We start from the raw sequence: 14,353 nt of genomic DNA on the forward strand, positions 1-14,353 counted from the left end.
TAAAATTTGAGATTTCAAAACAAATATGGAATAACATATTAAAAATTAATAGAATTTTCTAACTAATCCCTTCTTTTGCCTTATAAAGCTTAATAATTGGTATACTATAGAAAAGGAGGTTACCTATGGACAAGTTCGCAATTTTTGATAATTTTACAAATCCTTATCGACAAAAAGGAAGTTCATCAGTTGACTGTGCTGGAGCTATCGCACAAGATCAAAATGGTAAAACCAGTTCTTTCGAAGATGTAGTTGAAGCATTTTCAGCAGCAGGATTTCCACCTCTAGACACACTAAAAGCAAGTATTGAATTCTCCTACCTAGTTGGTGGAAAAGAAAAAGTTGTCGCAACAATCATCCTCATGAAAAAACTAAATTACCCAGAAACAGAAATTGAAGATGCTTTAACGATGTACTTTACCAAAAATGAAATTAAACAATTATTATAACAAGAAAGGATAATCTCTCGATTATCCTTTCTTATGTTTCATTTGTTTATTAGTTCAATCATCGTCATCGATAAATCTTTAATTGTTTCTGCAGAGCTTAGAATCGTTTCCGCATGAATAAGTAATAAACCAAAATCCAATTGCTCTTCCGCCTCTAATTGTAATGCTTTTGCATGAGAGCGAGCTGCATTCGTAAATGTGATATTGCCCTCATGAATTAACTCTTCAAAGGAATTACCTTCTTTTGCCGCCTCAATTGCTTCCAAATAACTACTCTTAGCAGAACCAGCTGCAGATATTATTTCAAAACAAATTGACTCATATTGTGATTTATTTCTCATTATTTAATGCCATTTCCTTTACTTTATTAAATACTGCTTCACCATCCATCATGCCATAAGTTGCCATATCTATTGCTTCAACTGGACGACCATCAGCTGCCTCAACTATTTTTTTCAGCATATATCTGATTTGTGGTCCCAATAAAATTATATCCGATTTTTCTATTTCATCATTTGCTGTAGCTAATGATGTGGCCCAAATATTGATATCATAATTTTGTTGATCCGCAGCTTTTTTAATCTTTTCGCACAATGCTCCTGTAGAAGCACCCATCGAACAGATTAGAAGTACATTTAACATAATTCAATCTCCTATCTTTTTAAAATCACTTATTATTTCAGTAATTTTCTCTGTTAATACGATTGCATTCCCAGTAAAATAACTACCCTGTTGATTTATCTTCAATTCATTTTTTTGTGTTATAACAATCGAATTTTGAACTAACTTCGATAATTTACTCTTTTCTTGTGATGTGATTGCATAGATGAGACAATTGTCATTTTTACATGATTTTACTATTTTTATAATATCTTCTGTTTCACCAGAATTACTCACAACAAGAAGAATATAATTTTCATCACTTCGATGTACATCAGAAGGATTTAAACACGCTGCAAATATACCTAATCCAATCAACTTATCTCTAAAATATTCGCATACATAATTTGAAAAACACAAGCCTTGCAGGTAAATTGTCTTATAGTTTTTAGAAGTTATGTCTTGAATCAATTGATCAATAACCTTTAAACTATTTTCTAAAATAACTACTGTTTCCAAACTATCTTTGAACTTCAACTCAACGATTTCATCTCGTTGTTTTCGAAATGAAAAGAGCATATCACTGTAACCATAAAAACCTATTTTCTTTGCGAATCGAACTATTTTAGATGGCGAACAATATGTTAGTTTGGATAATTCACGAACAGTTATATTCGTATTCCCATTCTCAATTTGTTTACCAAGAACAGTAATAATGTTTTTCTCATCATTATCAAAATTTGATTGTTTCAATATTTCATTTATGTTCATATCATCACCTAGTGGTTTGAATAACTTTAGTATTTGCAACCAAATCATGAATCATTCTATTATTCTTTATAAATCTTGCAATTACAATTGAAACTAAAGCCATCATGTACCACATCCATTGTAATTCTATAATATCACCAAATTGAATTGCAAGAAATGTTCTAAAATAACTACTTATCGGCGAAAAATACCCTTCAATAAGAATGATTCCAAGAAATTCTCGTAACAGTAATTGAACACTTCTTACTGGTTGATCATTTTTAGAAACAATTCTTAGATGAAATAATTTCTTTCCAATTGTTTGTCCCTTTAGTAATTTACATAAAACAACAAAAACAAGGAAATGAATCATGAACATGAGTGCCATGACGACATATAAATTCTGTTTATCATAAATCTCAAGCGTCATGTAATAAGTTGGCTCAATTCCATTCATTGTTGAATAAATAGTATTGAAGCTAATTAATACTACTGCGTAAAGATACCAATCTACTGCGTATGCTCCCAGTCGTTTAAAAAGAATTTTCAAATTACTTTTCATCTATACGCTCATTCATTTTAGCGTTTTCTTCTTCCTTATATTTTTTATCCAACGCTTTAATGAAAGGATAATAAATAAGACCCGATATTAGAAGTAGTACAATTTGTAAAAGTCCTCCTGTCCAACTTCCCGTCATCATCCAACCACCAAACGGTGCTGGTAAAGTCCATGGTACAGGGGTTCCTGTGGGACGAGGAACAAAGCCAAAATTCATCGCTGCATACGCAAGCGAAACACATATAACAGGTGATAATACGAATGGTATTAACATCACTGGATTCAATACGATTGGTAAACCGAAGATAACTGGTTCATTAACATTAAATATTCCTGGTATTAAAGCTGTCTTCCCTACCGCTTTAATGCGTGCAGATTTGCACATAAAGATCATTTCAATTACAAGTGGTAGTGTCAATCCCGTACCTGTTAAAAATATAACCATATCTCCAAAAGCATCTGTTACTATATACGGTCTAATTGCCGCAGCATTTTGAATATAGACTTGTAAATTAGCATCACGAGCAGCTTGCCATAATGGAGTCCAAACTGTTTGAATTACATTTGTTCCATGAATTCCAAACATCCAAATCAATGAATTAAGAATTGTACAAACAATTGTTCCCACAAATGATGTTCCCAAATTTGTTAGAGGTGCTTGTAATATTGTATAGATAATATTTGATACTGTTCCAAAATTTGAATTTGATGCAACTACACGAATTATCAAGAAGAGAACACAACAGATAGCAGCAGGTATTACTGCAGTAAATTGTTGTGATACAAATGCAGGTACTGATTCTGGCATCTTAATTGTGATGTTCTTCTTAATACAAAAATTATAAATTGCTTCTGTTCCTATCGAAATAATTAAAGCTAGAAATAAATTTCTTGCGCTAAACTCAGAAAATAAGAAACCACTTCCATCCGATGTAAATGCCATGACTAAGAAAAAACTCATCAGTGCTACGATAACAGCAGGAATAGGATTTACTTTGTCTTTTCTAGCTAATTCATAGGTTGTACCAATAATTGCTGCAATTGAACTAATTCCCATTGTTGCAACATTGATGTATCCCCAGTTCCAATTTGCCCATAATTCTTGACCAAAAACACCTGCCATAAATGTTTGATATGCTTCTAGTGGAAAATCACTGATAACACAACAGAAAGCACCCACCATCATTAATGGCATCATACACATCATTCCATATTGTATGGCTGATAAATACTTATTCGATTGTACAATCTCTACTAATGGTAGTAATTTATTTTCTATTTTATCAAAGAATTTGTTCATAATTTATACCCCCTTCTATTTGAACTCTGGCCAATAATCACCATTTGCTTCTTTGAAATCTTCAATCATTGCTTTTGCAACTTCAGCATCCCCAACTAATCTATTCTCTGTAAATGCTTGAAGTAATTTTTGATAGTTATTTTCTAAAATAGCTTCTACCAATAAACTCTCACAAGCATATTGATTTTCCAATAATCCTTTTTCAAATTGTCCTACTGTTCCATGCTTTAATGGAAGTATTTGTTCTTTCCCAATGATGGATGTAGCTTCTAACATCATGCCTGGATCTAAATTCTCTACAATCCCATTATTTTCAATCATAACTAATGCCAACTCTTTTTTATTGTTGATTATTGATAATACCAATTCAACTAAATATGCTGCATGTACATCGTTATCGGAGTAAACCGTTTCTGAATGCATCTCTCCTGTAAATTCTGTGTAAGGACTTATTTTATTTGTTATATCAAATTCAGTACCTTTCATTTTACCAAGACGAGCTACATTCTTACAAAATCCAAAAACACTCGCTTCTCTACCCTCAATAACTTCATCATATCGTGTACGGTTTAATGAATAGTGTGAATATGAAAGCTTTGGATATACATAATACAAGTTATAGGTATTAGGTAATGAATAAGGGAAATCCTTAATCATTTTTAGATGATTGTAGAATACAATACCCCAATGATCATCATCATTTCTTATTCTTTCTTTTGCTTGTGCACGTAGTTCCTCATAATGTTCTACAATATACTCAAGCAATCCTGGTAACAAATCTTCGCCTGTCTTCTTATCTAATACTGCTGTAAACCAACCAAAATGATTTAATCCAAAATAAATGCAATCTACTTCACTACGTTTTTTACCTATCAATGGTAAGTAACGTCCAATTACATCCGTAGGCATATCACATATATTTACGATTTTCTTATCATTAGGGAAAACTTTTTTACATGCTTCAGCTACAATTGCAGCAGGATTTGAATAATTGATGATCCATGCATCTTTTGCATATTCTCTAACATCCTTAATAAGCTCTATCATTTGTACTACACTTCGTACTCCATAAGATAATCCACCTGCACCACATGTTTCTTGTCCGATTCTTCCATATTTATATGGAATTTTCTCATCGTTCTTTCTTTGTTCCAAGCCCCCTGCACGAATTTGTACAAAGACGAAATCCATTCCTTCAAATGCTTCCTTTTTATCTGTAGTATAGTAGAATTCAACCTCTGGATAATATTCTTTAAAAAGAACTTTCCCAAATTCCCCTACTATCGATTGACGCTCAGCATCAATATCGTATAAAACCACTTTATTCAATGGAAATGGTTTTTGTAACATGACAAGTAATTCCATCATATCTGGTGTATAGGTACTACCACCCCCACAAATAACAACATTGTACTTCTTCATAATTCCTCCTTTTTCTGTTCAACTAATTTACCGGCATGTATTGATCAGTCTTCTATGCTTTCATTCTAGTTGATAAAATTCGGAAATAAATAGCTGAAACAGAGATAGGTTTTTGTTTCAATATGTTGGTACATGTTTCACTATAAAACTAAATAAACAAAAAAAGTAGTAGTATCTATTTAGACACTACTACTTTACAAGTTATACTATTCAATACAAATACTATCTACTTCATCAACTTCCGCCATTTTAACTGAAACGATTTCTTTTTTAGATGTTGGTAAATTCTTTCCCACATAATCAGCACGAATCGGTAATTCTCTATGACCTCTATCCACCAAGACAGCTAAATGAATCTCAGCAGGACGAGCATAGCTCATAATGCCATCCATCGCCGCACGAATCGTACGTCCAGAGAAAAGAACATCATCTACTATAATGACGATTTTTCCCTTTAGATCAACATCAATTGCAGGTATCTCTCCTACCTTTTTCTTTTCATCATCTCGCCAGTAGTTGATATCAATACCTACATAAGGAACTGATGTTTCTTCAAATAGACTAATTTTCTCAGCTAAACGCTTAGCTAAAAACTCTCCTCTTGTTTTAATACCAACAAGTACAATGTTATCAGTACCTTTGTTCTTTTCTATTATCTCATGCGCAATTCTTGTAATGGAACGAGACATTCCTATAGCATCAACAATTTCTTTCATAGTTATTCCTCACAAAGGATATCATAGCATATTTCGTTTCAATAATTAACTATTTCTCGTTCATTAAGTTAGTATATTCTTTGATTTTATCTTCTATTTTTGATTTATCATCATAAAGATTAGACTTCTCTTTTAAGAAGTCAATTGTTTCCTTATACCCTTTATCATTAGCAATATCTTTAGCTTCATTCAAAACTAAGTCTAAATAAGAATTAAGTGCAGATGTCTTTAAATTATTAACATGATATAAACTTTGTTCTTTCTTGCTTAATCCATTGATATAATTAATCGTATTTAAATATCTTGCATCTCTCATATATGACATAATATCTTCAACAATTTCATCTTCTCTATCTTTGGTAAGTTCACAGTTTTTTCCAAAAAAAGTACATAACTCAATTTGAATCTTATCTAAATTGATATAGGTGAACATTCCAATAATTATTGATACACCTATTGCTGCAGACACAAAAATTCTTACATTCTTCTTAAAAACAAATGCAAAGATTAGTAAACCTAGAAAAATAAGAATCAACAAGATTAAGTAAATCATACTACCTCCTAGAATCAGTCTCTACTAAACAAATCTCTAGTATATACTTTTTCCTCAACATCTTTAATTTCATCTGATAATCGATTTACAACAATTATATCAGATATTTGCTTGAATTCATTCAAATCCTTAATAACTTTAGAGTTAAAAAAGAAATCTTCATTCATAGCAGGCTCATATAATACAATTTCAATACCCTTAGCCTTAATTCTTTTCATTACACCTTGAATCGCAGACTGCCTAAAATTATCTGAATCCATTTTCATTGTTAATCGATAGATTCCAACTATTTTTGGATTTCGTCTAATGATCATATCTGCAATATGATCTTTGCGTGTCCGATTTGCATCAACTATAGCAGACATAAGATTTTGTGGCACATCTTCATAATTTGCAAGTAGTTGTTTTGTATCCTTAGGTAAACAATATCCTCCATAGCCAAATGAAGGATTATTATAATGTTCTCCTATTCTTGGATCTAGGCAAACCCCTTCGATTATTTGGCTAGTATTCAACTCTCTTAGCTCAGCATATGTATCTAACTCATTAAAAAATGACACTCTCAGTGCCAAATAGGTGTTCGCAAATAATTTAATCGCCTCTGCTTCTGTAAATCCCGTATAGCGAACTTCAATATCTTTTTTCAATGCACCTTCTTTTAATAAATTGGCAAATATTTTCGCAGCTTCAACAAGTTTTGAATCATTTAAATCTGTTCCAACAATAATACGGCTTGGATATAAATTATCATGTAATGCTTTACTTTCTCTAAGAAATTCTGGGCTAAATAATATATTTTTATTCCCTGTTTTTTCTCTTATGCATTCTGTATATCCAACAGGAATTGTAGATTTAATTATAATTATTGCCTTTGGATTAATCCTTGTTACATCCTCAATAACACTTTCAACAGAAGATGTATCAAAGTAATTCTTTTGCGAATCATAATTTGTTGGTGTAGCAACAACTACAAAATCTGCCATTTTATATGCATCAGTAGCATTTAATGTAGCAATTAGATTTAAATTCTTTTCATTAAAAAATCTCTCAATTTCATCATCTTGAATTGGAGAGATTCTCTTATTAATCATATTCACTTTATCCTCTATTAAATCTACTGCTATTACTTGATTATTTTGTGATAATAACGTAGCAATTGATAATCCTACATATCCTGTGCCTGATATAACAATATTCATATTATTACCTCTTTCCATCGATATAAAAATCTGTGTATAATTTTAAAAATAATCTTCAACAGTTAATTATAATTGTATTCGCTTTATAAATATCTCAAAATAATAATAAAGTAAATTTAATTAGCGAATATACTCCAATATTATATTACTATTTTTTCATTAATTATTACGAACATATTTTTATACATAATTCTCAACTAAATACTAATAAGAATGTATATAAAGATATTTTATTAAAAAAATTTAAAATCTCCCTCTTTAAATTCTTTAAAAGTAGGATGTTTTTTATCTTTCTCACTAACTATAATTTCATCAATAATACTTATTGGCCAATCTATAGCTATTTCTTCATCATTCCACAATAAGCCACCTTCATCTTCAGGATGATAAAAATCTGTACATTTATATGAAAATATCGCTTCATCAGAAAGAGCAACAAAACCATGTGCAAAACCCTTTGGTATATACAATTGAAAGTGATTTTCACTTGTTAACTCTATTCCAAAATATTTACCATAAGTCGGACTTCCACTTCTAATATCTACAGCAACATCAAATACAGAACCCTGGATTACTCTTACTAATTTTGCTTGCGAAAATTTTTTTTGAAAATGTAACCCTCTCAATACACCTTTAGTTGATAAACTTTCATTGTCTTGAACAAAATCAATATTAACACCAAGATTATACATTACACTTTTATTATATGTTTCACAAAAATAGCCTCGTTCATCTAAAAATACTCTTGGTTTTATTACTATTAAACCTTCAATATTATTAGGATTTTTTTCTATTGATAATTGTTTCATTTTTTCCTCCATGACCACGCTTTACGTGGTCTCAAATAGTTCACCAAACTCATCTCATCTTGCAGTTGTAGAAAGTCCTTATTATGATACGTGTAAGGAGTGATAAACTACAGAGAACGAAAAGGAAAGTAGGTAATTTGTACCTTGAATATCCTGAATAATTATAAGTCGCCGCCATCTTTACAAGCACAAATAAATAGGACTCAGAGCCTGGACACTTATCATTGATTTTATCAATTGAATAAAGTTCGCTAGATGGCAGTCAATGTCACTCCTCCATTTTTTAAGGGAGGGGTTTTTTATGAAAGTGATTCGACCCATTTGTTGTGGCATAGATGTCCACAAAAATCTTGTTGTCGCTATCATCGCAACGACCGACAACTCAGGTATTGCACAGTATCTTCAATCATCCTTTTCTACTCAAAACTATGACTTGCTTAACCTTAAGTCTTGGTTGAAAAGAATTAGACAATCATATTGTTTGATTCTTTCTTCCACATCACCAAATTACCTGGTATCTCATCGATTACTGCTATTAAATCTAAACAAGAATCTTATTTCAGAATCAAATACAATTGTATCAAGAAACGTCGTGGTCACAAGAAGGCACTTGTTGCAACTGCCATAATGCTACTTGTTTCTATCTATCATATGATTCAAACAGGTGAAGACTTTCATCCTTCTGATTACGATCCTCTTAAAATCCTACTCCTGTAAAATCTGTTTTAACTCCTGAAATTGCTTTAGACTATTTAAAGTCTCTTGGTGTTGATATTTCTTCTCTTCAACTCCCTGCGTGACTCTTTTTCAGGCTATTTTCAAATACTCGACTTGGTTCGTTCTTTTTTTCGTGCTCACTTTTGCTAATTTGTTTTACACTTCTAACTCCTTTAAGAATCGACTGACTGCATCCTTCCATACTGGCAAAGGTTTAAATCCATTTTCAATTATCTTCTCCTTATTTAATCTACTATTCAAAGGTCTAATAGCCTTATTAACACCATACTGTTCGGTTGATACAGGTATAATTTTTGTTGAAATTTCCTTTTGGAAAAAAACTTCTTTTGCTAATTCATACCAGCTTATATACTCTCCCTCATTAGTTATATGGTAATATCCATATTTATCAGTTTCAATCATATCAACAATTAAACGAGAAAGATCGAATGAATAAGTAGGTGAACCGATTTGATCATTTATTACTTTTATTTCATTATGCACTTTGCTTAATTCAAGGATTGTCTTAATAAAATTCTTACCATTTTTCCCAAAAACCCACGATGTTCTAACAATAAAATATTTTTCAAGAGCATTAGTTATTTTCATTTCTCCATATAACTTAGTTAAACCATAGAAATTTAAAGGATTATAATTATTACAATCTGGCTTCCATGGATCCACACCCTCTCCATCAAATACATAATCAGTGCTAATATAAACTATTTTTATATCCAAATCTTTGGCGCAAGATGCTAACACTTTAGTACTTTCAACATTTATCTTTCTAACTAATTCTTGATTTTCTTCAAATTCTGCCAAATCAACCGAAGTCCAAGCAGCACAATGAATAATTATATCTGGAGTAACTTTGTTAATAACATCCCTAAGAATGTCTTCATTTTTAATATCTAATTGAAAATACATTATTTCATCATTAAATTTAGTTAATAAATCATAGTCACATAATTCACATAAATCTGTCGCAATTACTTCATATTTTCTATTTAGTAGTTCATTTACTACATCTACACCTATTTGGCCACAAGCACCAGTAACAAATATTTTTTTACTCATGTTATCCTCCTTTTTATATAAAAATTATTTATTTAAAATCATTTTAAACTATATTTTGATAGTAACTTTTTGTTATCTCTCATATTTATTTTTATTTTATCGAAATTGAGTAGATATTATAATCAAAAATATAATTTTGTAATATTTGTAATTCTAAAACATTTACATTTAAGGTAATGTAATTTTTGTCAATAAAAACATAAAATGATGACAAATAATTAAAACTTATTAATAATTAGATAAATGCATATACAACTTAAATTTATAGCTTTAAGATAATTTAATTTTCTTAATGATTTAGTTATACTTTAATGTCATAACAATTAACCTTTAAAAACCATATGATTCTATTCTCTTTCCCTCACTTATCACGACAACCACTTTGTAGAAATTTTAATGACTGTCTTTTCAAAAACTCTTTTGAATATTGCTTCAATCATAAATCTAAAAATATATAAACCATCTTTAAAATGATAGATTCATTCAGATATTCAATAACTTTTTCTTTTAAATTTTTTGAATAGATATTTGTATAATTAGAATTAATTCAGGCATGAAGTTAGTGATATATATGGGGTTTTCTTCTTAGCTCAAAATATTTCTCTCGAGTTGGAAATTAATGAAGCTAAGTACTTGAATAATACTTAGAATTATATAAACAAATGATTGTTATAAATATATGATTTTCATGCAATATTTTGGTTTTCTAAAATTATCATAATTACGCCAAGTATACAATTTACTTCTGAAAAATTAATAAGTAAGTTATCGACTATTTATTAGAAAATATTTTACTTTTCTACTTGTTAATATAGTTATCTATAATATATTTAGATAAAAATCATACATGTCGAATATTTACAATTTATAGCAATCATTACATTGGCTATCAAACGCATACCCATAATAAATACGAAAATATTAGCATATTTTATACTCTGCATATATTAATATTCTGAAAAATAATAATATATGCATTATCAAAAATAAAAGCACCCAATAGAAGTGCATTGATAAACTCAAAAATAATATGCAGTAAATCAAACCAATTCACTTACAGTAACCTTAAAAGTATAGATTCTCTCGTAATTATATGATGCAAAATATTCATAATAATTAAGAATATTTTAATATAAGATCCTCTATTTTTCTTTTCCTCCTTCATACATTCTTAATTTCTTTTCAAATATTTATTCAACGTAATCTTTACTCGATTAGCTAATAGTGAATTAGAATTAAACAAATACACTCCTATGCCCACGCAATACACAATGATTCCGAAAATCACTTGAACAATTAGTGATGTTAATGTTATTCCCAAATACCTCCCAATACCTCTCGTAAATATTGACATCGCAAAACCAGGAATAATGAATATAATACTATTCTTAAAAAACATATAGACCGGTAGTTCTTTCCTTACTGCCCAAGTTTGTATGAATGCTACAACGAATTCAGCAAATATAGTTCCAACTACTGCCCCAATATCTTTTAATCTAGGGATTAAAATTAAATTTACAATTAAATTTACTATAGCTCCGACACATACAGATAAAATATATATCTTATCCTTACCACACGGTATAAGATATTGTGTGCGGATTACATTTGCCCATGCAATAAATATTATCGTGATTGAAAAAAGCTCCATCATAAAACTGGTTCCCTGAAATTCTCCTCCAAAATAAATAATCGTAAATGTTGGTGCAATTGCTGCTAATCCAAAAGCAATAGCAACTGAAAAAAAAGAAGAAAACTGCATAGACATATCAATGTAAGTATTTACTTCATCTCTTTTACCATTTGCTACAAGATTCGCTATTCTTGGAAGCATAACAATTCCCAATGCAGTAACCAATCCAGTCGGTATTGTCATTATTTTTTGTACATTATCATAGAAACCTAAGTTTTGCATTCCAGACATTTGACCAAGCATTATTTTATCCATTACTGTATAGATACTAACTGCAATAACTGGAATAAAAAGTATAAAATTCGACTTAAAATGTGAATATACCAAAGAGATTCGTGGTAATTTGAACGATACATATCGATGTAATTTTGTCCATAAAACCACTGCGCTCAAAACAAAGCTTCCAGAAATCAGTGCAATATATATATTTATATCATTTTGAGAACGAACAAATAAAAATATTCCTATAGTGGTTAGTATCTTGATTACAACATTTCTAAATACTGTAATAGAAAATTTTTCGATTCCCCAAAAAAACCAATTTATATCAAAAAGTCCGGAAATAACATATGGACTCCAAATTACTGATGGAATAAAATATATACTAGTTGTCGTATATAAATATATTAAGTATAAAATATATATACTCGCTACTATAATACCGAAAGATATCTGCATAACTATTAGTTCTGAGAATACCGTATTCATTTTTTTTTTATCATCTCTAACGCTAGCAATAGATCTATTTCCATAGTTAGAGATTCCTAGCATAGCAAACAAGTAGAAATAATAAGCAACAGAATTGGTATATGAATATATTCCTAATTTTTTTGCTCCCATTACACGGGTCAAATAGGGAGCTGTAATCAATGGTACAATTATAATCAGTATTTGATATAAAACACTATATATGTAATTTTTTTTAATACTTGATTTCATGATATTACCTTTATACTTCCTAAATTGCTATACTAGAATACTATTGTATATAGAAGAAATTCTTTAATCCAAAAAGTATTCCAATAACGCAAATATGCTATAATTATCTCTTTTTACTCAAAAGCGAAATAACCAATTTCAGCATGTATCTAAATATTACTGTATTTGATGTTATTTTTTCATTCACTGTAGTTCCTTATTCACTTCTAATCTCTAGACTGCAGTAATTTGATTGGGTAAGCAATCTATTTTCCCCTCTTATAACAAAAATTCATATAAAAATATGCAAACGCAAAATAGACAAGCGATGGACTGAATCTTATCATACTAGTTGCAATATATATTATAATCAATAGATATTTTGCAAGCCTCTTTTTGTTATATTCCCTCACGCTTTTAAAGAATACAGTTCCACAAAATAGCCCATACAAAAATGATTCAATAACAACCGCTATCACCCCACCATCAAAATAAAAATAATAAAATGGAAGAACAAAAGCATTAAATGTATGCCCCTCACTTATCTTTACTGCGGTTTGAAGCGTGACCCCAATATCAATTGTTCTTTGATAAATAGCAGGAAATTGACCACTTCCCAAATATTTTAAAACAAGCATAATCGGTCTTAATAGTCCTGAGATAAAAGTCATTCCATATGTGTAATCAAAATTTACAGTTTCTAATCTCAACGAAGTATGTGGCATACACCCACAAAAATAAACATATATCTGATAAAAGAATTCATATGTTCCACTACCAGTTCTATTTATTGATAATTGATACATCACATACACCAAGAACGCTAAAACAATTAAAATAACAATATTACGTTTATTGTTACGTAGTTTAACACGATTACTATTTTTTATAAATCGATGGGATAAAAAAGCCATTACTAAGACAACTGATAAATTATAAATTAACACACGCCCACCCGAAACAATACATGACAGCACAATCCAGACTAATGCTATTACTATGGTTCTAGTTCTCAGCTCTTTTTCTTTCTTACCATGAGTTAACTCTATTGATACTATAGGAATGAGTGCATAGAGAAATGGTAAATTGACAAACATTTCAACAATCGTATCAATTCTATTATAAGAATAGCCTGCTACATCATTACCGAAATATACCATTCTTATCATATCTAATGAATAACCACCACGCAACATTGGCAAAACCATTGTTACAAAACGATATAAAGTCCAAATTAGCAAAACTGTAACCAGAGCAAAAATAAACTTATCATTTACAATATTTCTCTTAGTTCCTAACAAATCTAATTTCTTGTTATTTATCTTGAATGTATATTTATGGCTAATAGATACTCCAATAGAATAAAAAACAACACCTAGTATTACCAGAATATATGTAAAATCACTTGTTTGTGATAATCCGAAAAGTCTCAAACAAGACAAAAATGAAATTATTCCTATAAATCCACAGAAAAGTACTTGGGGATTCATAATATTCTTATAAGCTATCAATGCAAATACCGCACAACCTATACATATAATTGTGGTTAACAATCCCATAAGTTATAACCCCCTTGCAATGTTTTTGATAA

General features: G+C 30.0%; 14 protein-coding genes. 1 reads left to right on the plus strand and 13 read right to left on the minus strand.

Translation table 11 applies throughout. The features are described from left to right. The first annotated feature begins 125 nt into the window (after nt 1-125). Entirely contained in the window at nt 126-449 is a 324-nt protein-coding gene (locus tag B5D14_RS07385; RefSeq protein WP_078711962.1) for a hypothetical protein, read from the plus strand. Between the two features lie 38 nt (nt 450-487). On the opposite strand, the gene B5D14_RS07390 is transcribed toward B5D14_RS07385, so the two are convergent. The 13 genes from B5D14_RS07390 to B5D14_RS07450 form a co-directional block, all read right to left on the minus strand. Further along, nucleotides 488-790: a PTS sugar transporter subunit IIA gene (locus B5D14_RS07390; RefSeq protein ID WP_078711963.1), complete on the minus strand. Its 303-nt coding sequence runs from the start codon at nt 788-790 to the stop codon at nt 488-490. After that, nucleotides 780-1,091 (minus strand): PTS sugar transporter subunit IIB, encoded by a 312-nt coding sequence (locus B5D14_RS07395; protein ID WP_078711964.1) that lies wholly within the window; start codon nt 1,089-1,091, stop codon nt 780-782. The genes B5D14_RS07390 and B5D14_RS07395 overlap by 11 nt, the downstream gene beginning before the upstream one ends. Nucleotides 1,092-1,094: 3 nt before the next feature. After that, nucleotides 1,095-1,820 (minus strand): MurR/RpiR family transcriptional regulator, encoded by a 726-nt coding sequence (locus B5D14_RS07400; protein ID WP_159443754.1) that lies wholly within the window; start codon nt 1,818-1,820, stop codon nt 1,095-1,097. Between the two features lie 4 nt (nt 1,821-1,824). Further along, nucleotides 1,825-2,361, minus strand: a complete 537-nt coding sequence (locus tag B5D14_RS07405; protein WP_078711966.1) for an RDD family protein — start codon at nt 2,359-2,361, stop codon at nt 1,825-1,827. After that, nucleotides 2,351-3,658, minus strand: coding sequence for a PTS sugar transporter subunit IIC (locus B5D14_RS07410; RefSeq protein ID WP_078711967.1), 1,308 nt, complete (start codon nt 3,656-3,658; stop codon nt 2,351-2,353). Before B5D14_RS07410 ends, B5D14_RS07405 begins: the two co-directional genes overlap by 11 nt. A gap of 15 nt (nt 3,659-3,673) precedes the next feature. Further along, nucleotides 3,674-5,080: a family 4 glycosyl hydrolase gene (locus tag B5D14_RS07415; RefSeq protein WP_078711968.1), complete on the minus strand. Its 1,407-nt coding sequence runs from the start codon at nt 5,078-5,080 to the stop codon at nt 3,674-3,676. Nucleotides 5,081-5,286: 206 nt separating this feature from the next. Further along, the gene (gene pyrR / locus B5D14_RS07420) at nt 5,287-5,796 is read right to left on the minus strand and encodes a bifunctional pyr operon transcriptional regulator/uracil phosphoribosyltransferase PyrR (protein ID WP_078711969.1); all 510 of its coding nucleotides are present in this window, start codon (nt 5,794-5,796) and stop codon (nt 5,287-5,289) included. Between the two features lie 49 nt (nt 5,797-5,845). Continuing rightward, the gene (locus tag B5D14_RS07425; protein ID WP_078711970.1) at nt 5,846-6,349 is read right to left on the minus strand and encodes a hypothetical protein; all 504 of its coding nucleotides are present in this window, start codon (nt 6,347-6,349) and stop codon (nt 5,846-5,848) included. A 14-nt stretch (nt 6,350-6,363) separates the two neighbouring features. Next, nucleotides 6,364-7,548, minus strand: a complete 1,185-nt coding sequence (locus B5D14_RS07430) for a nucleotide sugar dehydrogenase (RefSeq protein ID WP_078711971.1) — start codon at nt 7,546-7,548, stop codon at nt 6,364-6,366. A gap of 233 nt (nt 7,549-7,781) precedes the next feature. Continuing rightward, complete coding sequence (rfbC, locus tag B5D14_RS07435) at nt 7,782-8,357, minus strand: dTDP-4-dehydrorhamnose 3,5-epimerase (protein ID WP_078711972.1); 576 nt, start codon at nt 8,355-8,357, stop codon at nt 7,782-7,784. An 873-nt stretch (nt 8,358-9,230) separates the two neighbouring features. Then, entirely contained in the window at nt 9,231-10,151 is a 921-nt protein-coding gene (gene rfbD / locus B5D14_RS07440) for a dTDP-4-dehydrorhamnose reductase (RefSeq protein WP_078711973.1), read from the minus strand. Between the two features lie 1,171 nt (nt 10,152-11,322). Then, complete coding sequence (locus B5D14_RS07445) at nt 11,323-12,783, minus strand: flippase (RefSeq protein ID WP_078711974.1); 1,461 nt, start codon at nt 12,781-12,783, stop codon at nt 11,323-11,325. Nucleotides 12,784-13,028: 245 nt separating this feature from the next. Beyond that, nucleotides 13,029-14,321, minus strand: coding sequence for an O-antigen polymerase (locus B5D14_RS07450; protein ID WP_078711975.1), 1,293 nt, complete (start codon nt 14,319-14,321; stop codon nt 13,029-13,031). Nucleotides 14,322-14,353 lie beyond the last annotated feature (32 nt).

Source organism: Anaerorhabdus furcosa, assembly GCF_900167375.1.
In the GTDB taxonomy this organism is placed as follows: Bacteria; Bacillota_I; Bacilli_A; order Erysipelotrichales; family Erysipelotrichaceae; genus Anaerorhabdus; species Anaerorhabdus furcosa.

Coding starts and splice junctions, on each gene's coding strand:
- rfbD (WP_078711973.1), bottom strand. CDS start 10,151: ATGAGTAAAAAAATATTTGTTACTGGTGCTTGTGGCCAAATAGGTGTA.
- B5D14_RS07400 (WP_159443754.1), bottom strand. CDS start 1,820: ATGAACATAAATGAAATATTGAAACAATCAAATTTTGATAATGATGAG.
- B5D14_RS07385 (WP_078711962.1), top strand. CDS start 126: ATGGACAAGTTCGCAATTTTTGATAATTTTACAAATCCTTATCGACAA.
- B5D14_RS07405 (WP_078711966.1), bottom strand. CDS start 2,361: ATGAAAAGTAATTTGAAAATTCTTTTTAAACGACTGGGAGCATACGCA.
- pyrR (WP_078711969.1), bottom strand. CDS start 5,796: ATGAAAGAAATTGTTGATGCTATAGGAATGTCTCGTTCCATTACAAGA.
- B5D14_RS07395 (WP_078711964.1), bottom strand. CDS start 1,091: ATGTTAAATGTACTTCTAATCTGTTCGATGGGTGCTTCTACAGGAGCA.
- B5D14_RS07390 (WP_078711963.1), bottom strand. CDS start 790: ATGAGAAATAAATCACAATATGAGTCAATTTGTTTTGAAATAATATCT.
- rfbC (WP_078711972.1), bottom strand. CDS start 8,357: ATGAAACAATTATCAATAGAAAAAAATCCTAATAATATTGAAGGTTTA.
- B5D14_RS07415 (WP_078711968.1), bottom strand. CDS start 5,080: ATGAAGAAGTACAATGTTGTTATTTGTGGGGGTGGTAGTACCTATACA.
- B5D14_RS07450 (WP_078711975.1), bottom strand. CDS start 14,321: ATGGGATTGTTAACCACAATTATATGTATAGGTTGTGCGGTATTTGCA.
- B5D14_RS07425 (WP_078711970.1), bottom strand. CDS start 6,349: ATGATTTACTTAATCTTGTTGATTCTTATTTTTCTAGGTTTACTAATC.
- B5D14_RS07430 (WP_078711971.1), bottom strand. CDS start 7,548: ATGAATATTGTTATATCAGGCACAGGATATGTAGGATTATCAATTGCT.
- B5D14_RS07410 (WP_078711967.1), bottom strand. CDS start 3,658: ATGAACAAATTCTTTGATAAAATAGAAAATAAATTACTACCATTAGTA.
- B5D14_RS07445 (WP_078711974.1), bottom strand. CDS start 12,783: ATGAAATCAAGTATTAAAAAAAATTACATATATAGTGTTTTATATCAA.